The sequence below is a fragment of the Brenneria sp. hezel4-2-4 genome, assembly GCF_013155275.1.
GTDB lineage: Bacteria > Pseudomonadota > Gammaproteobacteria > Enterobacterales > Enterobacteriaceae > Brenneria.
The window spans coordinates 109,631-131,635 of the sequence record NZ_JABJXS010000003.1; the positions used below are offsets into that span (position 1 = coordinate 109,631).

The following is a 22,005-nucleotide window of genomic DNA, read 5'->3' on the forward strand; positions in this document are numbered from 1 at the left end:
CATGAACGGCAAAGCGTGTTTCGGGTATCGTTTGTCTAATGCGTGGCTGAGAGAAATTCCGCCGCGATCCGTCGTCGACTGATTTTCCCCGTGGTCATCACCGGGAGTTTTTCAACGAAAATGAATTCGGCAGGGTGTTTATAATTGGCGATATGATCGGACAAGTGTGAACGTAAGGCTTGTGGGTCGGGACGGCGTCCGGGAACGGGTTGAATCATGGCTATAATGCGTTCGCCCGCCACCGCGTCAGGAATGCCAAAGACAATTGCCGCCATGATATCGATATGTTGGACAAGCGCCTTTTCAACCTCTAACGGTGATACCGGATATCCTTCAATCTTTATTTGATCTTTTTGGCGACCGCAGAATAGCAGGTTGCCGTCGGCTTCTTGCCGGACAGTGTCGCCCGTGGCTATCCATTGTTCCGGCGGAAAAGGATCAACTTCGCTGCCGTTCCAAATCCCTAGCGTTCTGGCCGGAGAACGCAGCAGCAATTGGCCCCTATGCCCAGGACCACCGTCGATTTTGATTTCAACGCCGGGGAGTGGCCAGCCAATGGCAGGCTCGTCAAGAGAACAAAGATCGGGATGATAGATCACCGGACCGCCTAATTCCGTCTGGCCGTAGGAGCTTTGCATGCGGGCGCCAAAATAGGCGAGAAAATTCTGGCTAAGGTCGTGCGGACATGCATCTCCCCCGACCACGCACACCGTGTTGCTAAGATCAAGCGCGATGTTTTGCTGGACAGTCGCATCCATGATTGCTTGAAAATTAGCTGGCGTGCCGATGACCCAGGCAAGTTTGTCATTTTGCAGTTGGTGTAAAATAGCCTGGGTATCGTGGGCGGCGGCCATGAACACCGGGAGACCGCGGCGCAGTGCGGTGAGAGAGGTGAGTATGCTCCAGGGGCTGATGAAATCCACCATGGAGGCGATCGGTAAACGGTTTCCGCTATGCTGGTTGACCTTGGGATTCATGGTCGCGTCGACCTGATTTAGTGAATTAATCAGGGTTTGTTGTGTATAGACAATCCCTCTGGGCTGGTCCGTTGTCCCGGAAGTGTAAAAGATAGAGGCAATTTCTTGCGGCGCTCTATCGGTTGGGGAAAAGGCGGCATGGCGGGTTAACGTATCCCAGGAACGCGTGCGCGCGGTTTCCTCAGTGCTGGGCAGATCTAAGATCCAGCGTTTTTCCAGCGTCTCACAGGAATCGACAGCTTGCCGCCATGCGTGATATTGTTCCGTGTCACCGATATAGAAGCGTGAGGCGCTATGGGTAATTAACTGCTTTGCCTCACTACCGGATAGCCGAAGGCTGAGTGGAACTAAAATAGCGCCGATACTCAGGCACGCATAGTAAACCGAGATAAGTTCAGGGCGATTGCTAATATGTACGGAAATGCGGTCTCCTGGGAATAAACCAGCCCGTCGCAAACCAGCCGCAATCTTTTCGCTGAGAATAAGTACATCAGAATAAGATATATTACGGTTATTGAAGATAATAGCTGTTGCGTTTGAATGCGTTAGCGAATATTTTTTGAAATCCGAAAAAACAGTCATAACCTAATTCCTTTTACCGGTTAAGAAGGGATATAATCCACCTGATTTAAAATATCGGAAATAAAATTAGTTTTTAAGTTTCTTAGTTAACAATAATTCCGTATTTCGATTTGTTTTATACAGGGTTTATTTTCCCTATGAAAAAGGAAAATTATCATTATGATGATTACTAATTCTCATACTGGTTAATACTTAGCGTGCTTATTTATAATAATGCATGTTTTTGTTTTTTAAGATAAATCCTATAGTGGTTGTTTTGGGGTGGCTTTATCCCTTTAAATGGAATTGTAGTTAAAGGATTTTTACAGTTGGAGTCTTGTGAGGTAAATTTAATGGATTGGATGAAAACCCCACCTCTCTACGCATTAAAGGCTTTCGAGTCTGCTGCGCGTCATCAGTCGTTTACTCATGCCGCTTGTGAGTTATCAATTACACAAAGCGCAATCAGTAAACATATACATACCGTAGAGGATTTTTTTGGTAAGAAATTGTTTGAACGTAATGGACCAAGGATATTCTTAACCTCAGATGGAGAACAGTTGGCGAAAGAACTCCAATATGCATTTGTAATTCTGTGTAGGGCCTGTGAGAATTTTCACTATAATGAAAAGGTATTACGTATTCATTCACCTGCTGCTTTTGCATTGCGCTGGATTATTCCGGTGTTAAGGCTGCTTGGCAAAAAAAGTATGTTACCTTTAGTGACTATTGAAAATAAACGAGATGATTATTATTCGTCAATTCTTGATATGCAGGGATATGATGGCATGATTCTCTATGGGGATGGTTTGTTCCCTAATGATTGGAATAGTACCTTATTAATTTCTGAATGTATAACGCCGGTCATATCACCTGATTTATTACACTCTCTTGGCAACGGTATACCGCTTGCTATTGATCTTATTTATACTAAATCGAAAGAGATTGACTGGTTATTATGGCGTAAAGAATACGATTTACAGGATAAGGTTAAAATCATCAATCGATATGAGTTTGAGTCTATGGACTCAGCCATCGCCGCCGCTGTCCAGGGATTGGGGATGGCCATTGTTGATATTAACCTGGTGAAAAAGGAACTTGAAAATAATACCTTGGTTATGCCTTTCAAGTGCGCGGTTTACTCCGGAAAAGGGTATTACTTCGTCAGCAGGGATAACAGAAAAGATAGCGTTCTATCATCATTTTTAGAACGCTTAAAAGGCTATGTGGTAGAGCAACGTGTAGAGGGAGTGAAGTATATTAATCGAGAATTAAGTTAATCCGCGATAATCATGGCCTTCATTCACACTGGATACTGCAATAGGCATTCAGTGTGATAGGCTGATTATCTTCAATCACTCATTCAGGTTTCCACTTAGGGCTACGGCAACGATACCCGTGCACGAAACTCGCCGGAGGTCAGCGGTCAGTATGAAGCGCGGAAAGGTCGTTACGATCTCACGCGCTTCCTGTGAAATAAGGTGAAGGAGCGTCGTCTCCTTTGCCCGTTATCGATCCAACTCCACCGAATACGCGATGTCCTTCTGCGCGTCAAGAGCCGCAAGCCGCTGCCGGAGCGCCGCATGGATACCATCGAAAGCGGATGCTCCGAGCGTCAGACGCAGCGGTGTCGTCCCCGCATCGATCGTTTCGATCATCCGATCTACCATCTTTCCCGCATCGCCGGTGAACGCGAACGCGCCCGAATCAATGCCGCGCCGCACTATACCGTTCTTGAAATTGGTGGCGGTCGGCCCCGGTTCCACGAGGGTGAAGGTGATGCCGAAGGGTTCAAGCTCCCTGGCTATCGCCTCGACGAAGCCTTCGATACCCCATTTGGTGGCATGATAGAGACTGAACCCTGGATAGGCGATCTGCCCCCCTTCCGAGGAGATTTGCAACACGCGTCCTCCCCCTTGACTGCGCAAGTGCGCGATCGCGGCGCGGATGAGGATGATGGAGCCGACGAGGTTAGTATCGATAATCTGGCGGACTTGTTCATCAGACACGGCTTCCGCCGGGCCGAGGATGCCATAACCGGCATTGGAGACGATTACATCAATGCGGCCGAGATCGGCAAAGGCACGATCGGTCACGGTGCGCACGCAGCCGCTGTTGCGGTATGTCACACCGGCCTGTGCGTATCCGGCGTGTCTGCGATAATTTGCCGTCTCGTCTGGCTGGCATGCCTGGCCGGCGGCATGCCGAATATCCGCGCATAGTCGCGGCTGAATTGCGAAGGGCTTTCATAGCCGACCAGGAAGCCGGCGCTGGCGGCGTCCGCGGCATCGCTCACCATCAGTCGCCGAGCTTCCTGCATCCGCAGTTGCGTGCGGAACTCAAGAGGGCTCATGGTCGTGACTGCTTTGAAATGAAGGTGAAAGGTCGAGCTGCTCATCCCTGCGACCTCCGCGGCGTGTTTGATGCGGCAAGGGCCGCGGAAGTGTGCCCTGATCCAGACGATGGCTCGGGCGATCTGGTTAAGCCGGCTATCTCCCCGGGCCATATGACGGATCACGCCGCTGCCGTTCCCGGTCAAGAGGCGGTAAAGAATTTCACGAAGGGTGAGCGGGGCGAGGGCCTCGATGTCATGCGGGGTATCCAGCAAACCAACCAGGCGTATCGCTGCATCGAGCAATTGCGGGGTGGTTTTGTTCAGCGTCAACCCGGCGGGGATGGCGCTCTCATCCCCGGACGGCGCCGCCGGATAACGGATCGCAAGATCCGATAGTTCGGCAGAATCCAGGTCGAGCCGTAGACACAGATAGGGGTGGCTCGCACTCGCTTTGATCACCGACCCCATCACCGGCAGCTCAACGGAGGCGACCAGGAAATGCGCGGGGTCGTAGCGATATGTCGTCGCGCCGAGGGCCGCTTGCTTGGTGCCTTGAGCGACCAGACAGAGCGTTGGCGCATAGATCACCGGCATTGGCATGGTTGGGGAAGACGCGCGCAGCAGTGATACTCCGGGAATGGCGCTCACATAAGTGCCATCGGCTGGCGCATGGCGGCTGATGAGGTCGATGAGCGTGTCGAGCGTATTCATTGGTTTCATGTCGCCGCCGTAATTGCAGAACACAAAACTCAACCTATCAGCATTTCGGACGATCGTGCAAGCAAGCCGGACAAAAAGGCTACCTGGTTTTACATCAACCAGACGACGATGGGGCAACCTAGCCACACATCACGTAAACCGAAAGGACTGCAACGCATGACAACGTCAACTTCTCTCGATCAGTACCGTTTGCTCGGACGATCCGGCCTTCGTGTATCGCCCCTGGCGCTGGGCACCATGACCTTCGGCTCCGACTGGGGCTGGGGCGCCGATGCTGCCGAGGCGAGGCGCATCTTCGATGCTTATGTCGATCGCGGCGGCAATTTCATCGATACCGCCGTCAACTACACCAACGGCAGCTCTGAGAAAATCCTGGGCGGCCTCATCAAAAACAAGCGGGAGCGCATCGTCCTCTCCACCAAGTTCACCATGGCGCGTGAGCTGGGCAATCCGAATTCGGGCGGCAATCACCGCTTCAACCTTATACGCTCGGTCGAGGCCAGCCTGCGCCAACTCGATACGGATCGGATCGACCTCCTCCACGTCCATGCCTGGGACTTCACCACCACTCCCGAAGAGGTGATGCGGGCGCTTGATGATCTGGTGCGGGATGGAAAGATCCTGTACCTCGCGATCTGCAATACGCCGGCCTGGCGCGTCGCGCAGATGCAGGCGATGGCCGACCTGCGTGGCTGGTCGCCGTTCGTCGCGCTGCAAATCGAGTACAGCCTGATCGAGCGCTCCGTCGAACACGAGCTGATTCCGATGGCGCAGGCGCTGGGCCTTGCCGTGCTGCCCTGGTCTCCCCTCGGCGGCGGGATCCTCACCGGCAAATACAGCCGTGCCGATCTTTCCGACGAGAATGCGGCCGATGTCTCGCCGACGCGCAAGGGCGTTATCGCATCCACCGGGCATCTGAACGAACGCGCGCTGGATATCGCCGACGTAGTGGGCCATATCGCCGGGGAACTGGGCGCCTCGCGCTCGCAGGTGGCGCTTGCCTGGACGCTGCTCAATTCGGCCGTGGTCTCGCCGATCGTGGGGGCGCGAACGATCGCGCAGGCCGAGGACAATTTCGGCGCCTTGGCCGTCGTCTTCAGCGAAGAGCAGCGTGACCGCCTCGAAAAAGCCAGCGCTCTGGAGCCGATCTTTCCTGAACGCTTTATGGGCCGACCGATGGCGCAGCAATTGATGTTTGGCGGCACGACGGTTGTAGAGCGTAGGCGATGACGGAAGACGTGTCGTTCCTTCGCGCTGTATTTTCCGTTAGCTAGCAACGGAGCGTAAGTAAACCGTAAGTCCGGCGGTTCTACGATTCCCCTATCTGTCGCTGCCATTGGGGAACAATTGTGAGCAAAACGTCAACCTTTACCTGGCCATTACCATTATTTACTGCGGTACTCTTTTTACCGTCAGCAGGCTTATGGGCCGCCGATGAAAAATATCGTGCGGTTGAGAACACCGCTTCGGGTTTTACCCTGTTAAGCGATGAACCCAATGTCACACAATGGGGACTGGGCGTCGGTGTCGGGTATGAAGAATCACCCTATGAGGGCGTCCGCTCATCATTTTCACCGTTGCCTCTTCTGTACTTTGACGATAAGTGGGTGCATTTTTTTGCGAACAAACTGGATCTGAAAGTTGGCCGCTGGAGCGATGTCAGCGTGACCTTACGCGGCGAGTACGCGCTGGGAGATGGCTATAAAGGCTCGGATTCCTCCGCGCTTAGCGGGATGGAAAAACGTAAGGGGGCTTTCTGGTATGGCCCGACCGTCGCCTGGAATACCGGTTTCGGCACGCTCTCCGGTGAGTTCCTGACCGCGGGGAGCAAGGGGCAAAAGTCAAAAATTCATTTTGGTAAAGATTTTAACTATACCCGTTGGTCGCTCACGCCCTATGTCAGCGCGGAATGGCTGAGCCATAAAAATGTGGATTACTATTACGGCGTCCGGGAGTCAGAAACCAGAGCAGGGCGCGCGGCCTATGATGGCGAATCAACCTATAACTTTTCGCTGGGCAGTCGATTTGACTATCGTCTGGCTGAGCATCAAAAACTTGGGATTGATATTAGCCTTACGCGACTGGGTCGTGGCGTTACCGACAGTCCGTTAGTGGATCATTCGGTGGTTCCTGCCGCAAGCCTTTACTATTTGTATCAATTTTAACTGACGGGCCATTTATGTCACGCATCGCCCTGCTTGAAGACCACCCGCGTTTGGCCGGCATGATCCGACAGGCTCTTGCACAGGTCGGCATTGAGACAGATATCTTTTCCACTATCTCTGAAGCGACCGGTGGCCTGAAGATGGCTGACTATGCCGTGATCATTATTGATCGCGGGCTACCCGATGGCGACGGGCTGATTTTTCTCAATAAGCTACGCGCCTCGGGAGTGAAGACGCCCTGCCTGATTTTGACCGCGAGGGATGCCTTACACGATCGCATCGCCGGCCTGGAAAACGGGGCCGATGATTACGTGACGAAACCCTTCGCTATGGCGGAACTGGTTGCCCGCGTCAGAAGCCAACTACGACGCCCGGCTGACCTGATCCCGTTAACGCCAAACTTTGCCGGGGTGAGTGTCGATCCGCGTGAACATAGATTGCAATCCGGCGACCGTTCGGTGGTGCTGGCGCCGGCGGAGTTGCAAATTATATTGGCGTTGGTCAATGCCAGAGGAAAGGTGGTTGCGCACGCCGCGTTGGAACATGCGGCGTGGGGATTAAGTGAGCCGGTGACCCCCAATGCGCTTGAGGTCACGGTGCACCGGCTGCGAAAGAAAATGAAATCACTGAATGACCGGACGCATATCGTCAATATCCGCGGTATCGGTTTCGCACTGCAAAGCAAGCAATAAGCCTTTCTGCATCAGGGCGAAAAAAGAGGACGCATGCGCATGATGAAAAACTGGATGAGCAGCCTGACGGCTAGGTTATGGTTGGTAAGCATCGTGTCGCTGACGGCAAGTCTTGCACTGATTGCAACGATGGTGCTGGGTATTTTCAACTATTCGCCCCGACAGATGTGGATAGAGGATGAAAATCTGGAAACGGCGCGGCGAGTAATCGCCGGAATCCATTACGACGCGCAGGGCCAACCTGTGTCGGTGACGTTAGATGAGCCACGCGCAACGCTGTACAAAGAGGCGTCCACCGCGCTGATGTATCGCATTTATGACAGTGACGGCAACCTTATTCTCTCTTCAACCGAAGAAAAACAAGATGGCCGCCTGACCAAATGGGGGCCGGCCGGGAAAGTTGCGGAATCAGAAGGCCAGCGTGAAATCAGCATTAATTATAAACGTTATGTTTTGGCGACACTCAATTTTCACCATCAGGGGCAACGGTTTACGGTACAAAGCGTTGGAAGCTTCGACTTTGGCCGCGCGATTCTGGATATTAAGCTCGATCCGGTGCTGGAAGTGGTTGGCTGGAGTATTTTTATCGTCACCTGCATTTTCGCCCTGATCTTTCCCTTGACCATTCGACATATTCTTCGCCCGCTAAAACAGGCCTCCGACATTTCCGCTTCCATCACGCCGGGTAATTTAAGTCTGCGCCTGGCAGGGAAAAATGTTCCCCTGGAAATTAAGCCGCTTATCGTGGCATTTAATGGCGTGTTGGAACGTTTAGAACAAGGTTTCTATGTACAACAAAATTTTCTCGCCGCGGCGGCGCATGAGCTGCAAACGCCGCTAACGCTTCTCCGGGGTCAAATTGAACTTCAGGATGAAATAAAAAATAAAGAGGTGCTATTTCAGGATATCGATTTTATGGCGCGGCAGGTCAGACAGCTTTTGCACCTTTCCGAGGTCAGTGAACGGCATAACTATAAATTTGAGGATGTGGATCGGGTTGCGGTAATGCTGGACGTTATTACCTACCTCAGCCGTAAAGCAAAGAGCAAAAAGGTGAAGGTGAATCTGGAAGTGTCTAAAGCGCTTCCGTGGATTAAAGCGGATAAAAGCGCGTTATTTATTTTGATAAAAAATCTCCTGGAAAATGCCATTAATGTCACACCCGTCCATCGGGCAGTAATGATTCTGGTACAGCACGATTTTATACAGATCGCCGATGGCGGGCCGGGAATAAAACCTGAGTATCGCCCGTTTCTGTTTGAACGGTTCTGGCGCCCTGCGGATATGACCAGCGAGGGCGCGGGACTTGGGCTGGCCATCTGTGAGGAGATCATCAAAGCGCACAACTGGAGTATTGCCGTTGAAGAGGGCGATGTGGGTTCCCGGTTTATTATCCACTTCTCGCGCTAAGGCCGCGTGTAAATTCAGACCGCTTAGTTCAACCCGGTTGAACTTGTCAGCGGTTCAAGATGGCGAACAAACAGGTAGCTGTGACTCCACTGATAATGTTGCAGGTAACTTTGCTGTAGTTGCTCGTAAGGCAAACAATGCAAACCGTATAATGGATCGGCCAACCATACTTGTTCCTCTTCATCAACACCATAAATGACTACCAGATGCCAGCCAATGAAATATCTCATCGCCGCTAATAACGGATGACCCGCCTGTAGCTGGGCTTTGAGCTGCCTTAGTGTCAGCATGCCTTCTCGTTCCTGGTATTCCAATTGCATATGCCGCATCGCCTGTAAGGGGGGACATACCTGATCACAATTGGCGCCCAAAACTTGGTGGGCAAATTCCTGCTGCGTTGGGACAAGCGGTCGTTGATAAAAGCGCCCAAGTGAGATGGCAATCGCTGCCCAGCACTGCAAATGTCCCTGCTGAGCTTCAAGTGTAAAAGGTAATATCGTGTTCATCAGTGCACCTGTATCAGCCGCTGTGCGGTCAATTGATGCAACCAGCTCAGACATTCTTCAGGAGCTATTTGCAGGAATTGACACAGTTGTTCCAGATCACGCCCCTCCTGTACATATTGTAATAAAGCTTGCTGTCGGGAAGACAGTTTTAAAGCAGAGCGGTAGCGTTTAAACACGACCAACCAGCCCTGCGGGCCGTTTTGTACATAACTGATGGCTCTGCTGTGCATCACGCGAAAACTATTGAGCAGTGCCGTATGACTGAGCTGGGATGGATTCGGCGTTTTTGCTGTGGTGCTGTTGTCTTTCAAGGGAACATCATACCGCTGACCGGCAAAAATCAGTTCCGGCACCTGCCATGTTAGGCATGACCATAAAGTTTCTCTGGCTGTAGCGGGTAATTCAACGCCATATTGTTGATCGGTTAGCAAACTGCGGATTCCGCCAAGTTCAAGCTGCGGTAGTAGTATCTGTAATAGTCCCAGCACCCATTGATTAAGTTGCCGGTAGGCAACCCCATCAAAGGGCGCTTGCACCGAATATTCCCTGCTGATTAATAGGCTGATCCCCGGTAATCCAATACATTGTTGCGCCTGGCCTGCGTAGCTAATGCGACCAAAGGCAATACAGCGGTCAGCGCTGCGCACGGGTAAACCCAGTTGTTGGCAACATTGCTGTAGGCTTTGCAACAGGTTGGCGGAAATTTGCTCTGGGCTGGACTCTTTGTTTGACAACGGCCGGTTCAAAATTGCTTGCGCGACTCTGGGAGCCAATGCTTCCGGCATAGGGTTTGACAGCCAATGCAACGCTGCCCGGAGCCAATAATGCAAGGCTTGCTGATGCCGTTCTTGTAACGCTTCTAGTTGAGCCAGACAAAGATTCATATAGAGCAAATCGCTTTCATTACGCAGTTGGTGATTCACCAAAAAGCCCTGGCGATAATAGTGCTCTGCCTTGGGGAAGTTCCGCAGTTTTTTATAAATGCGGGCCAGGTTCAGGCAATTAATATAAATCAGGTGCCAATCTGGAGTGTGTAACAGAGACAATTGCTGCTCAATGTTTTTTTCGATCGTCAACGCTGCTTGAGCATCCCCTAGTCGCAACTGGTTTAGCGCCGAAATATTCAGTAAATAAAGATACAAACGAGGGTCGCGCTGCGGATCCAACAACTGGCGGGCTTTGGCAAAATACTGCTCGGCTTGAACCGGCTGACCGGTCATGACCAGCCCCCAGGCTTTGCTCTGATAGAGTGAGGCCCGTACTTCATCGGGTAGGCTTACATCAGGTAAAGCGCCGGCTGCGGCCCGGGGAAAATCCATTAAAGCGATAGCAATCTTCTGTTTTTGTGCTTCTATTAGCGCCTGCTGCAAAACAGATAACGGCGATTTTTCGATCTGTGCGAGGATTAAATAAGCCAGATCGTAGCCGCCTTCCGCAAAGCGTGTCCCGGCTTGTTGTTGTAAAAATTCAATATCCTGCGGCTGTTGCTGTAATGCAAACACAACCTTTAGCTCATCGGGCAGAAGTGATAGGTCGACAGGAATGACGGACTGTGACGGTCGTAAATTAGGTGATAACAGCAGTTGACCGTCAGCAAGCGGTAAGATCTCTGGCGGCAGTTCGAAATCGGGTCGCAGCCAGTCTGCTGATAATAAGCCCGGAATAGAAAATTCCGCACATTGTAACGCAGTCATGCGCTCCGGGTTGGATTGCTGCGCCGGTTGGTTATTGGCTTTGAATTGAAAGCCTGCTAATTCCGGTAAGTTTGCATCTGTGCGTAATAACAAGCCCAGCCGGAAACCATAAGCCGGCGCGGCACTTGCCAATAACCTGAGCAATTGTAGATTCTCACTGCCCCAAAGCTGATGAGCGATAGGGGCGACAACGAGGATAAACTTTCGTTGTTGCTGCGTGAATGCCGCTATCAAGCGGCGGGCAAATTGATACGCGGTAATGAAATTTTTATCCCCTTCATTTTCATTATCAATAAGTTGTCCAATAGTGTCGGCATATTGCCCCTGTAAAGACGTGCTGCCGTGTAACTCGGGCTGTACTTTGGTTGGCGCCGATATACCAAGTTGAGCCGCCAACTGATGCGCCAACCAGTGCCCACGCCAGCTTCCTAAGCTCAGGTCTGCGAACAGGCAATCAGCGCTGGCATCCTGCCAGCCGATTTGAATCTGTAAATCACAAAGTCGGTGCCAGTACCAGACCTCAAGTAAAGGCGGCGCTATTTGACGGACTATCACCGGCAGCTCAGCGGGCATCTGGGGCATCGTTCCCTCCCGCACACAGGCCGTTCATGTAAAGAATGGAATGGTTCAGACCGTCTAGCCCCAACAGGTCATCTATTTTACGGTCATAAAAACCACCAATATTGATTACGCCAAGCTGTAATGCGGTGGCGGCCAGATTAATATTTTGCGCGACGTGCCCGGCTTCCAGCAGGCAGAAACGGTAGCCTTTATTACGGTATTTAAAAATGGAACGTTGAAACATGGCGGTGATAAAGATGACCACGGATAACTGTTCTGCCAGATGGCTCTGAAACTCGACTAAAGCTTGTGCCAACTCTGAATGAAAATTGCCGGGTTTGATAAAATGCAGGGCATTCAGTGCCGGCGAGTAGTGATAAATCCCGGCAGCCAAGCCTTCGACCTGTCCAGAGTGGTAAAAATACAACTCCAGCGGGTACAACGCACCGCCTGAGGGGGCTGTTCGGAAGGGACGATGAATACCTGGATTGTCTTTGTTATCTCTGGTCTCGCCATAGGCGAAATGCAGAACAGTGCGCAGTTGTGTCAATGTTAGCGGCGCGCTTGTTACCCCGACAGGCGTTTGTCTGGCCTGGATAACGGTGGCGAAATCAGCGTTGATGGGGGACAACGTTTCAGGTAACGGAATGGGTTTGAAGTTTTTATATGGCAGACTGGTATACAGATTATCCATTTCGGCAACAATCTGTTCAGTTGGCAGCGCCAAATCATAACGACTAGTTTTGGAACTTTCATGGAATTGCTCCCAAGCCATGTCGGCGGAGTCAGATTCCAGTTCGGTTTTTTTCCATAAAGAATTCAGCATAAATGGCCTTTTGTAGCAGCGATCACGGGAATGGATGAGGAAATGGGTTGTCGGTAGCGCCAGGGGCTAAGCCAGGGAAACCAAGCAACTGCGGCACTTGCCATAAGCGTTTACCGCCCAGAGGTCTGTGGTGGTACCCCATAAACAACGGGTGATAGCCAGGCACTATGGCTCTGAGAACCCAAAAGCCAAGTTCACGGACGTCTGATGACGTAATGTCACAGATCAGCGCCTGATAACCCGTCTGATCCAACTTATTGACCAGATTCCGTAAGCTGATGGCATGAGTCTGGCCGGTAAAATCAGGCATATCGCGATAATCACGGAAATGGTTTGATGCATGCAGAAAGTCGGCATGTCGGGCATTGGCCGGATCGAGCCAGAAATTGACGTGATCTGCTTGCCCCTGAATGTTGTCGTATTCGGGATCATCTTCAAGTCGCGGTACTTCGCCTTTCATCTGGAAAGCATATCGCTCCGTGTGCGCCAATTCCTCCAATGCCTTACGGATCGCTTCTTCACCATTTAGCGCGACAGATGCCGCCACGACCAGCGGTACATAGTCTGTATTGTGACGTGCAACAGCCATGACCGCCGGAATTTGGCTTTCATTGCTGATATCCATCAGGTACACCTGATAACCGACGGCAGTAAACCGTTGTATTAAATCGCGATTGACCGCAGAAAGGTTATCTTGCCTGATTTGATCGCGGCTCAGTCTTGCTTGCCATGTGATCATAAAGCAATCCCGCTCAATGACTTCACACAATGCCCCTATCGCCGCTTCTTCATAGCTGCAATGACAGGACAGGCCGGTGGAAATTGGCTGGCCGATTGGCGTCTCATCACCATCCTTGTAAAAAAAGTAAGGCACGTAAACCATTGCGGCCGGTACATGAATTTGCAGGTTGGTTTTTAAATTTAATGCAGGGACCCAACGGACAGGCGACGACGGTAAAAACGGATCGAACATGAAGTCGCTGTAGCTGTGTTGTGCTGACGTATACAGCACAAATTGCTCTGGATGCACGCAGGGAAAAGGCGCCTGATCATAACTGGTCAGCGGCATTTGCGTCTTATCGTAAATTGCCGCGCAATAACGTTCTATTGCTTCGCCAATGGTTTTGGCCAGAGCCATTTCACGGCTGGTGGCAGCTCCGCCACCAACCGCGAAATTACGATGCTCACCAAAAGCAGTGGTATTTGCTGCCGTGCAGATGTAGCGGAAAAATCTCGGCGAATCAGCTTCTACTGGATGCTCCTGTACTTGCTCGATAATGCCGACATGGTTGTCTAAAAGATACGGCATCGCGTCCGCCATACGGGATAATGGGCTTTGTAACTCAATTTTCATAATCACCTACCGTTTGCCTAATCTCTTGCCATGCATCATCAGAGGTAATTTGTTGATAAAGGTTGACCTGAGGGGCGTCATGTAAACCACTACAGATGGAGCAACGGGGAGCTTTCAGTAGTTTCCGTCTGGTCATGCTGCCAGCGAGCAAATCAATCTCACACAACGTGCCGACTTCCCACTGAATGTTGCTAATAAATTTCACGAGATCAAATTGAGCAACGGCTGCCAGAGTATGCAGCATCGATTCGTGGTAAGCGGCGACTTTCTGACCAGCAAAGGCGTATTGTTCTGTGGTTCGGCGCTCTGCAAATCCGTTGCTATGCGAGTTTTGTCGTGATTTCAGACAGGTCAAACACGCGCTTTCATGCGGGATAACCAAAGGGCCTGCATAGCCAACCATGTTTTGCAGCAACACGGGATAAAACGTGAGTTTCTGCTTGATCGCATATTCATTCCAACGTTCAAGCAAGAAGAAGCTGCCAAATTCCGAGGCGGCAACCACAAAACCGATTTGCGCATTGTATTTACCTAAAAATAGCTGGTCTTCACTGACGATACGGTCTGTCTGCTGCTGCCAGAAGTCAGCCGACAGTTGGTGGTTATCGTCAAAGAAGTCAATATTTCTCAGCATCGGATCATCAACAATCAGGTAATTCTGCAATCCTTCCCGTTGCATGGCCTGAAGCAACAGCATGTTGAGTTTGTTAATACCGACAAATAACCAATATTTCTGGTTGAGGGTGTTGGCTATCTGTTGCTGATATTGATTAAAATGCCAGTAAAATATTTCCTGAGCAGGATCAACGGATAGCTGTTGATCGGTAGGCCCTTTATCGGTTTGCAATTGTAAAAAACGTTTTTCCAAAAGCTTGTTCAGTAGTTCTTCGACCAGCGGTTGCACCGGCGCGGCAAACAGAGACTTCAGTTCAGCAACAGAATAAGGCTGTTGTAACAACGCTTTTTGGATTACCCGGATAATCAGCAAAATATTTGTATCCGGAATTAATAGCTGTGCCAGACCTCTTTTAAGGATGACCGCATCTTCCGTTTCAATGATCTGTATCGGTAACAGAATTAGTTTATCATTCATGAAGTTTCCTTCTATGCCCGGTTAATGGCTTCAATAACAGGAGTTGCACTGCCATCAGGAGGTCGTGATGGCAGTGCAATCATTCAAATTAAGCTGCGTGTACCACAGCTACGGCTGTACAACAGCATGGTGTACAAGAACAACAGCAGCTTGCGCCAACAACCGGGCTAGTCGATGAGCCATAGAGACTATGATTGCTGAATGCTTCTTCGATTGAGTTTAAATCTCGGACATTGAGTTTTTCAGTCCGGACCGTGTGATTTTTCCATGACAGGGCAATTAAATCGCCCTCTAGTAGCTGAAGAGCATTTTCAGTCAGGATTGAAGAATCATTGCCTTCAAGCAAGGAGGTAATCGGATTGTCAAAATCCGGATAATCAGTAATAGAAGCCATATAATAGCTCTCCGTTGAAATATACATTTATCAATGGAAACACTGTATTATCCGAAAGAAAATTTTCAGATAATATCAGTGAGAGAAATAGGTCTCATCGACCTAAAAAAACCATAGTTTAGTTTTTAGAAAAATAATAGAAAAAATTAAAAAATGATACTTTTAGTATTTCTATTGTAAAGAAACTATTAGTTAGGAGGAAATTAATTCAAAAATAATTAGCGGATTATTATTCTAGGTTCGGTATTACATGGGGGGATTATAGGGCCGTAGCCCCCTTTTTAGAAAACTGAAATATTCTCTAATTAGTTGATATCAATAAACAACTTTTTGAGGTCTTACCATAACATTTTCAAGCGTATTGCTCTTTTTAAGAGGCTTTTTCCTCAGTTAATCAACGATATAACTTCAAAGGGTTGGGTAATCCTCCCAAAAAAGCAGAGTGTTAGTTAGTGGAATTTTCTCGCAATCTGAACGCAGGAGATTCGCTATGACCTGAAGGGCAGCGAAGCTCATAAGTTACGTTTTACTGGCGGGGGAAATGGCGCTATGTAATTAATGAATATTGTATGGTTTCACTCCTAAATAATACATATGCAATTATTATATTGCATTTTATAATTCTGGTTATTGTTTTTATTAATACTTTTTAAAAGAGTTTTATTTCATAAAAAATAGAAAATCATGTGTCGATATATATTGCATGACAAATTTTTTGACGAAAGTTTGCATAATATCTATCTTTAAAAATAAACCCCATCCATTTCCAACTGAGGAGCGGGGATTTTTAATTATCCAATGAAGTTATATTTTTTATTTACCATCTATTTTAACTGTGAGTGCTGACAAGGCAGCAAGATTACTTCGTATTAGTGTTTGACCTTATTTTCAAGCAAGAAATATTTTCCCTGCCCATTTTATCAGACCAAAGAGAGAAGAAATATGGCACTTTATATGACTCAAAACATGAGTTCGGATAAAACTATTACGATTACTTACTACCGAAAACAAAGCTCTTCGCATGTCACCCACGATGAGTCGAGGCGATTCACGCAGGATGCGATGGCAAACTACGCCAAGTTTAACAATCTACAGACTGACCAGATTAGGCCGGGATCTTATAAAAGTGGGCAGGGCGTGCCTGCCGGGGGTAAAGTTTTCGAGATTTAAGCCCCATCCCTTTCAAGATGTTGAACGCTGTTTCCGCTTCACTTCAGCGATGACTCTGCCAGTCATCGCTGAGCAGGTCGAACATTTGCGTGAGTATTTCCGTCAAGGTGTAACACATTACAGAGAAATGAGTAAACAGTCACCGCGTGACACTGACCCGGCATATCAGCGTATGGCAGAGTCCAACGACAAGAAGTAAATGATACTTAGTATCATAAGAGGTTGCTGACAAAGTCTGGTGAGCGGCGATAATGGATGGATCGTAAAGACGCTGCAAGTACGTCCCTGTAAGCTCGAACCGCGCCATCCCTGGCGCGGACGCTTTACTCTTCCATTCCATTATCACTGTTCGATAAAGGGTGATAGGTTTGTCAACGGTCTGAAATGATACTTAGTATCATAATGTCCCAGTGTTAATAATTGGTTTTCAATGGAAATCGTACATACTTTATAGTGCCTGGATAATCCTTCACCATGGAACACCGGCATGGCTTGCGGTCGCTCCTTGCGAATATGTGGGGGGATGCTCTGAGTCCACCGTCATTATTTACAATGTTTTCCCCAAGCGGAAGTTATCTCTTCTCCTACTTGATGATTCGTATAAACTCGAAAAACATGACGATGTCGCGCTTTTCACGGGCTTCCGCCAGCGTAGTTTGCGGGTAGGGGCCAAAGGCCAGACGGTTTTCCTTACCACCGAGGCGATAGCGGAAATACCATAACTTAGCGCCGCTGGCGGATACCGTCAGGTACAGACCTTGCGAATCGGTGAGTTTATAGGATTTTGCGCGAGATTTGGCTGCGCGGATTTTGCTGTCATTCAGGGCCATGTGAGGGTCTCCTTCGTTCATCGAACTGAACGACCCGCAATCTGACCCCAAATTTTCCGGATACGAAGGAATAAACCAAAACGCATCGGGAAAGATTTTTACGCCAACTTATTGAATTGCATACACATAGGAATTGATAAAGAGGCATAAAAAAGGAAAGGTGGTGCCCGGACTCGGAATCGAACCAAGGACACGAGGATTTTCAATCCTCTGCTCTACCGACTGAGCTATCCGGGCAACGGGGCGCATTAAACCGTATTGCCTGCGCGTCGTCAACGGGTTTCTGTCACAAACCCGCGTGCTTGCTCTATTTTCGGGCAATTAATGACGCCAGCCGACAGGCCTGATTTATTCTTTCGGCAATCGGTGCGGCGACGGTTTTTATTGGCGGCGGCGTCTTTGGTGCAAATGTTATGTTCTGGCGCTAAATGAGGGGCGCTCGTTTCTTGAATTTGATGAAAAATAATGCCAATATTGCGCGGTTTTTAACTTTACTATTCACCTGAACTCCCTGTTCACCTGTGGTTAAAGAGGGCTGCTGATATGTCGGATTCATTGCTCATGGTGCGAAATTACTGCGCCGGATCTTTGATGACGTCGCAGCATGTTTCCTTTGCCAGCCGCCTCTTTTCGCTTCTTCGATTATCCCTCGCCACCATGCGGTGAGGCGTCCGTACGCTCACTGTTAGGCATGATTAAAAATAGAGTTTTACTCTGATTTTACTGATGTCTATCGGATGGTGCTGACCCCAGTTTATCCATTCTTAACCTACAGTAATAACTGTAGGGATCATGCGCTTGTCGTCAGCGATCGGCATTGTGATTGGTCGGGATTCGTTATCCCTGCGCTGTGTCTTCCGGGCACGTACACTCATCCTTAACCGTTTGGGTTTGGTTACATGAAACAGTTAAAAATTGCGGCTAATGCGGCGGTTGCCGACCGTTTAATCACCGCACGCGAAATTGTTGCGCTGAGTCACACTGATTTTACCGATGTGGCTGCCGTAGTTGTCTCTATTGAGGAAGCTCGCTGCGGGATCCTGTCGCTGTTACACCATACCGGTTTTACTATTCCGGCTTTTGTGGTGCGGAATAATGATGCCGATTCATTGTCTGAAATGTTGCCGACCGGCAGCGAGTGGCTATTGCTGGATGATGCGGGTGCGCATGCCGGGGTGCTGGAGAATGCGGCACAAACGTACCAGGATGCCATGCTGCCGCCGTTTTTCGATACGTTGCTCAAGTATGTCGATATGGAAAACACCACTTTCGCCTGTCCGGGACATCAGGGCGGGCAGTTTTTCCGTAAGCATCCGGCCGGCAGGCAGTTTTTTGATTTTTATGGCGAAAACATTTTCCGGTCGGATATTTGCAATGCCGATGTCAAGCTGGGCGATTTGCTGATTCATGAGGGGGCCGCCAAGAGCGCGCAGAAATTCGCCGCCCGGGTGTTCAATGCGGATAAAACCTATTTCGTGCTCAATGGCACTTCCGCAGCCAATAAGGTGGTGACCAATGCGTTGCTGACCCAGGGTGATTTGGTGTTGTTCGATCGCAATAATCATAAGTCCAACCATCATGGCGCGCTGATCCAGGCCGGAGCGACGCCGGTTTATCTGGAAACGGTGCGTAATCCCTTCGGTTTTATCGGCGGGATCGACGCACACTGCTTCGATGAGGCTTATCTGCGCAATCTGGTGCGTGAAGTGGCGCCGGCGCGCGCCGATGAGACGCGTCCGTTCCGTTTGGCGGTGATCCAGCTTGGCACTTATGACGGCACGATTTATAACGCGCGTCAGGTGGTTGATAGCATCGGTCATCTGTGCGACTACATTCTGTTTGATTCTGCCTGGGTGGGCTACGAGCAGTTTATTCCGATGATGGAGCAATGCTCGCCGTTGCTGCTGGAGCTGAATGAGAACGATCCGGGCATTTTTGTCACTCAATCGGTGCATAAGCAGCAGGCGGGATTCTCACAAACCTCGCAGATTCATAAGAAAGACACCCACATCAAAGGGCAGCGGCGTTTTTGCAACCATAAACGCTTTAACAACGCATTTATGCTGCACGCGTCGACCAGTCCTTTCTACCCGCTGTTTGCCGCGCTGGATGTGAACGCCAAAATGCATGAGGGCGTCAGCGGGCGTCGTTTATGGCTGGAGTGCGTGAAAACCGGCATTGAGGCGCGTAAACAGTTGCTGGCGCGCTGTGAGTTGATTCAACCGTTCGTGCCCACAACCGTGGCGGGAATACCGTGGCAGGATCATGATACCGACGTGATGGCGCATGACGTGCGTTTCTTCAATTTCGAGCCGGGTGAAAAGTGGCATGCCTTTGATGGCTATGCCCAGGATCAGTATTTTATCGATCCCTGTAAATTACTGCTGACGACGCCGGGGATCGATGCGGTCAGCGGCGAATACACCGACTTCGGTATTCCGGCGACCATTCTGGCAAACTATCTGCGTGAACATGGCATCATCCCTGAAAAATGCGATCTGAATTCGATTTTGTTCCTGCTGACGCCGGCGGAAGACAGTATCAAAATGCAGCGTCTGGTTGAGGCTATCGTCTATTTCGAGCAGTTGATGGCCCGGGATGCGCCGTTGAGCGAGGTGTTGCCAAGCCTGTATCACAAATATGAACAGCGCTATCACGGCTACACGTTGCGCCGGCTCTGTCAGGAAATGCATGATTTTTATGCCAGCCACAAGGTGAAAGATCTGCAAAAGGCGATGTTCCGTAAAGACGCTTTTCCACCGGCGGTGATGCTGCCGCAGGACGCAAACCGCGCGTTTGTGCGCGGCGACATTGAACTGGTGCCGATTGCTCAGGCCGCCGGCCGCATCGCGGCGGAAGGGGCCTTGCCTTATCCGCCGGGCGTGCTGTGCGTGGTGCCGGGGGAAGTGTGGGGCGGGGCGGTGCAGCGTTATTTTCTGGCGCTGGAAGCCGGCATCAACCTGTTGCCGGGGTTCTCGCCCGAGCTGCAAGGCGTCTACAGCGTGGCCGAGGAAGATGGCGGCAAGCGGCTGTACGGTTATGTCATCGAGCAATAAATCTTGTGCTGTCCTCAGGCCCGGCAGCGGGCCTGAGAGATCGCGCTTTCCGTATCAGTTAGCGGTAGATTCCTGTTCCGGTGCGGTGTGCGGCTGGTTTACTTTTTGCTTCTGTAGCCCTGACCATCCGGCCACCAGCATCAATCCCAGAACGGGGATAGAGGCGATAGTCCAGGTTCCGTTGGGGTAATCAAAAGCCATCAGCACCATGACGCCGAGCAAAAACGCCAGCGTCAGCCACGACGTTACCGGCGCGCCCGGCATTTTAAACGAGACGGGCTGCGCCTTACCCAGACGGATAGCCTTACGCAGCTTCATCTGACAGATAATAATGAATCCCCATGAAGAGATAATGCCGAGTGAGGCGACGTTCAACACAATTTCAAATACCTGAGACGGGACGATGTAGTTCAGGAATACACCGATAACATGAATGCTTACCGTGACGAGAATCCCGGCATAAGGCACTGATTGGGCGCTCATCCGGGACAGAAATTTGGGCGCTGAACCGCCCAATGCCAAAGAGCGCAGAATTCGTCCGGTGGAATACAGGCCGGAGTTCAGACTGGAAAGCGCCGCCGACAGCACGACAATGTTCATGATCGTACCGATATAGGGAACGCCCAGCTTGCTGAAGAAAGTAACGAACGGGCTTTGTCCCGCCTGATAGGCGTTCCACGGCAGCAAACAGACCAGCAGCGCAATCGAGCCGACATAAAACAGTCCGATGCGCCAGATGACGCTGTTTACCGCTTTCGGCAGCACTTTTTCCGGGTTTTTACATTCGCCGGCGGTAATGCCGATGATTTCAATACCGGCAAAAGCAAAGATAACCCCTTGGATCAGCACTAAGGCGGGCAACAGGCCGTGAGGGAAGATGCCGCCGTTATCGGTGATCAGATGGAAGCCCGTCGGGTTGCCGTCCAGCGGCGCGCCGACGCCGAGATAGACCGTACCGACCACCAGAAACAGCGAAATGGCCGCGACTTTAATCAGCGCGAACCAGAACTCCATTTCGGCAAACCATTTCACGCCGATCAGGTTCATCATGGTAACGATCGATAACGCGCCCAGCGCAAACATCCACTGCGGCACATCGGCAAATGTTCCCCAATAGTACATGTAAAGCGCGACCGCCGTGATATCCACGATGCCGGTCATCGCCCAGTTGAGAAAATACATCCAGCCTGCTACGTAGGAGGCTTTTTCTCCCAGAAATTCACGGGCGTAAGAGACAAAACTGCCGCTGGTCGGGCGGTGGACGATCAACTCGCCCAGCGCGCGCAGAATGAAAAAAGAGAAGATGCCGCAGATCAGGTAGACCAGCGCCAACGCAGGGCCGGCCATTTGTAAACGTGCGCCTGCGCCGAGAAAAAGACCGGTGCCGATTGAGCCGCCGATGGCGATCATCTGAACGTGACGATTGCCCAATCCCTTGTGATAACCTGTTTCATGCGAGTCCAGCCAACGTCTTTGATTTGTATCCTGTCCAATGCCTGTTTTATTGCTTTGCGTCATTACTTACCTGTATCCCTGTCCGTCATTCATGCTGAGATGAATACTTATAGCTATGCGTATTTTGAACCTGAACTGACCATGTCGAGTATAGGGTTATTTTATAAATGTAGGTCACATGGCGTTAAAGAACGGCAGTGATGCTA

General features: G+C 50.3%; 16 protein-coding genes, 1 tRNA gene and 1 pseudogene. 6 read left to right on the plus strand and 12 right to left on the minus strand.

The genetic code is table 11. The features are described from left to right. Positions 1–35: 35 nt before the first annotated feature. Positions 36–1,559, minus strand: a complete 1,524-nt coding sequence (locus HOY33_RS07285) for a class I adenylate-forming enzyme family protein (protein WP_172289559.1) — start codon at positions 1,557–1,559, stop codon at positions 36–38. Positions 1,560–1,891: 332 nt separating this feature from the next. Here HOY33_RS07285 and HOY33_RS07290 point away from each other — a divergent pair, with 332 nt between their 5' ends. After that, positions 1,892–2,818, plus strand: a complete 927-nt coding sequence (locus tag HOY33_RS07290) for a LysR family transcriptional regulator (protein WP_172289560.1) — start codon at positions 1,892–1,894, stop codon at positions 2,816–2,818. A gap of 228 nt (positions 2,819–3,046) precedes the next feature. Here the strand turns inward: HOY33_RS07290 and HOY33_RS07295 are convergent, their stop codons facing one another. Then, positions 3,047–3,667 (minus strand): SDR family NAD(P)-dependent oxidoreductase, encoded by a 621-nt coding sequence (locus HOY33_RS07295; RefSeq protein ID WP_330527642.1) that lies wholly within the window; start codon positions 3,665–3,667, stop codon positions 3,047–3,049. Beyond that, positions 3,664–4,584: an AraC family transcriptional regulator gene (locus HOY33_RS07300; RefSeq protein ID WP_172289561.1), complete on the minus strand. Its 921-nt coding sequence runs from the start codon at positions 4,582–4,584 to the stop codon at positions 3,664–3,666. Before HOY33_RS07300 ends, HOY33_RS07295 begins: the two co-directional genes overlap by 4 nt. A 165-nt stretch (positions 4,585–4,749) precedes the next feature. Between HOY33_RS07300 and HOY33_RS07305 the strand changes: the two genes are divergently transcribed. From HOY33_RS07305 to HOY33_RS07320, 4 genes are all read left to right on the plus strand, one after another. Next, on the plus strand, positions 4,750–5,823 hold the full coding sequence (locus tag HOY33_RS07305) for an aldo/keto reductase (protein ID WP_172290014.1): 1,074 nt from the start codon (positions 4,750–4,752) through the stop codon (positions 5,821–5,823). Positions 5,824–5,942: 119 nt separating this feature from the next. Then, on the plus strand, positions 5,943–6,758 hold the full coding sequence (locus HOY33_RS07310; RefSeq protein ID WP_172289562.1) for a MipA/OmpV family protein: 816 nt from the start codon (positions 5,943–5,945) through the stop codon (positions 6,756–6,758). 14 nt (positions 6,759–6,772) lie between these two features. Then, complete coding sequence (locus HOY33_RS07315; RefSeq protein ID WP_172289563.1) at positions 6,773–7,450, plus strand: response regulator transcription factor; 678 nt, start codon at positions 6,773–6,775, stop codon at positions 7,448–7,450. A 39-nt stretch (positions 7,451–7,489) separates the two neighbouring features. Further along, positions 7,490–8,860 (plus strand): HAMP domain-containing sensor histidine kinase, encoded by a 1,371-nt coding sequence (locus HOY33_RS07320; protein WP_172289564.1) that lies wholly within the window; start codon positions 7,490–7,492, stop codon positions 8,858–8,860. 23 nt (positions 8,861–8,883) lie between these two features. Here the strand turns inward: HOY33_RS07320 and HOY33_RS07325 are convergent, their stop codons facing one another. The 8 genes and pseudogenes from HOY33_RS07325 to HOY33_RS07360 all read right to left on the minus strand — a co-directional run bounded on the left by HOY33_RS07325 (position 8,884) and on the right by HOY33_RS07360 (position 17,525). Continuing rightward, positions 8,884–9,366, minus strand: a complete 483-nt coding sequence (locus HOY33_RS07325) for a papain-like cysteine protease family protein (protein WP_172289565.1) — start codon at positions 9,364–9,366, stop codon at positions 8,884–8,886. Continuing rightward, positions 9,366–11,642 carry a hypothetical protein gene (locus HOY33_RS07330; protein WP_172289566.1) on the minus strand — a complete coding sequence of 759 codons (2,277 nt, stop codon included), beginning with the start codon at positions 11,640–11,642 and terminating at the stop codon, positions 9,366–9,368. The genes HOY33_RS07325 and HOY33_RS07330 overlap by 1 nt, the downstream gene beginning before the upstream one ends. Further along, positions 11,623–12,447: a SagB/ThcOx family dehydrogenase gene (locus HOY33_RS07335; RefSeq protein WP_172289567.1), complete on the minus strand. Its 825-nt coding sequence runs from the start codon at positions 12,445–12,447 to the stop codon at positions 11,623–11,625. The genes HOY33_RS07330 and HOY33_RS07335 overlap by 20 nt, the downstream gene beginning before the upstream one ends. A 22-nt stretch (positions 12,448–12,469) precedes the next feature. After that, positions 12,470–13,801, minus strand: a complete 1,332-nt coding sequence (locus HOY33_RS07340) for a YcaO-like family protein (RefSeq protein WP_172289568.1) — start codon at positions 13,799–13,801, stop codon at positions 12,470–12,472. Continuing rightward, on the minus strand, positions 13,791–14,894 hold the full coding sequence (locus tag HOY33_RS07345) for a TOMM precursor leader peptide-binding protein (protein WP_172289569.1): 1,104 nt from the start codon (positions 14,892–14,894) through the stop codon (positions 13,791–13,793). The genes HOY33_RS07340 and HOY33_RS07345 overlap by 11 nt, the downstream gene beginning before the upstream one ends. An 88-nt stretch (positions 14,895–14,982) precedes the next feature. Then, positions 14,983–15,288: a hypothetical protein gene (locus HOY33_RS07350; protein ID WP_172289570.1), complete on the minus strand. Its 306-nt coding sequence runs from the start codon at positions 15,286–15,288 to the stop codon at positions 14,983–14,985. A 1,793-nt stretch (positions 15,289–17,081) separates the two neighbouring features. Beyond that, a pseudogene (locus HOY33_RS07355) lies at positions 17,082–17,288 on the minus strand (Arm DNA-binding domain-containing protein); the annotation flags it as partial. Positions 17,289–17,449: 161 nt separating this feature from the next. Further along, positions 17,450–17,525, minus strand: a tRNA-Phe gene (locus HOY33_RS07360). Between the two features lie 662 nt (positions 17,526–18,187). Here HOY33_RS07360 and HOY33_RS07365 point away from each other — a divergent pair. Further along, complete coding sequence (locus tag HOY33_RS07365; protein ID WP_172289571.1) at positions 18,188–20,344, plus strand: ornithine decarboxylase; 2,157 nt, start codon at positions 18,188–18,190, stop codon at positions 20,342–20,344. 54 nt (positions 20,345–20,398) lie between these two features. Here the strand turns inward: HOY33_RS07365 and ansP are convergent, their stop codons facing one another. Beyond that, positions 20,399–21,862, minus strand: coding sequence for an L-asparagine permease (ansP, locus tag HOY33_RS07370; RefSeq protein WP_172289572.1), 1,464 nt, complete (start codon positions 21,860–21,862; stop codon positions 20,399–20,401). Positions 21,863–22,005: the final 143 nt, after the last annotated feature.

Coding starts and splice junctions, on each gene's coding strand:
- HOY33_RS07365 (WP_172289571.1), top strand. CDS start 18,188: ATGAAACAGTTAAAAATTGCGGCTAATGCGGCGGTTGCCGACCGTTTA.
- HOY33_RS07335 (WP_172289567.1), bottom strand. CDS start 12,447: ATGCTGAATTCTTTATGGAAAAAAACCGAACTGGAATCTGACTCCGCC.
- HOY33_RS07285 (WP_172289559.1), bottom strand. CDS start 1,559: ATGACTGTTTTTTCGGATTTCAAAAAATATTCGCTAACGCATTCAAAC.
- HOY33_RS07340 (WP_172289568.1), bottom strand. CDS start 13,801: ATGAAAATTGAGTTACAAAGCCCATTATCCCGTATGGCGGACGCGATG.
- HOY33_RS07325 (WP_172289565.1), bottom strand. CDS start 9,366: ATGAACACGATATTACCTTTTACACTTGAAGCTCAGCAGGGACATTTG.
- HOY33_RS07305 (WP_172290014.1), top strand. CDS start 4,750: ATGACAACGTCAACTTCTCTCGATCAGTACCGTTTGCTCGGACGATCC.
- ansP (WP_172289572.1), bottom strand. CDS start 21,862: ATGACGCAAAGCAATAAAACAGGCATTGGACAGGATACAAATCAAAGA.
- HOY33_RS07290 (WP_172289560.1), top strand. CDS start 1,892: ATGGATTGGATGAAAACCCCACCTCTCTACGCATTAAAGGCTTTCGAG.
- HOY33_RS07320 (WP_172289564.1), top strand. CDS start 7,490: ATGATGAAAAACTGGATGAGCAGCCTGACGGCTAGGTTATGGTTGGTA.
- HOY33_RS07345 (WP_172289569.1), bottom strand. CDS start 14,894: ATGAATGATAAACTAATTCTGTTACCGATACAGATCATTGAAACGGAA.
- HOY33_RS07300 (WP_172289561.1), bottom strand. CDS start 4,584: ATGAATACGCTCGACACGCTCATCGACCTCATCAGCCGCCATGCGCCA.
- HOY33_RS07350 (WP_172289570.1), bottom strand. CDS start 15,288: ATGGCTTCTATTACTGATTATCCGGATTTTGACAATCCGATTACCTCC.
- HOY33_RS07330 (WP_172289566.1), bottom strand. CDS start 11,642: ATGCCCCAGATGCCCGCTGAGCTGCCGGTGATAGTCCGTCAAATAGCG.
- HOY33_RS07315 (WP_172289563.1), top strand. CDS start 6,773: ATGTCACGCATCGCCCTGCTTGAAGACCACCCGCGTTTGGCCGGCATG.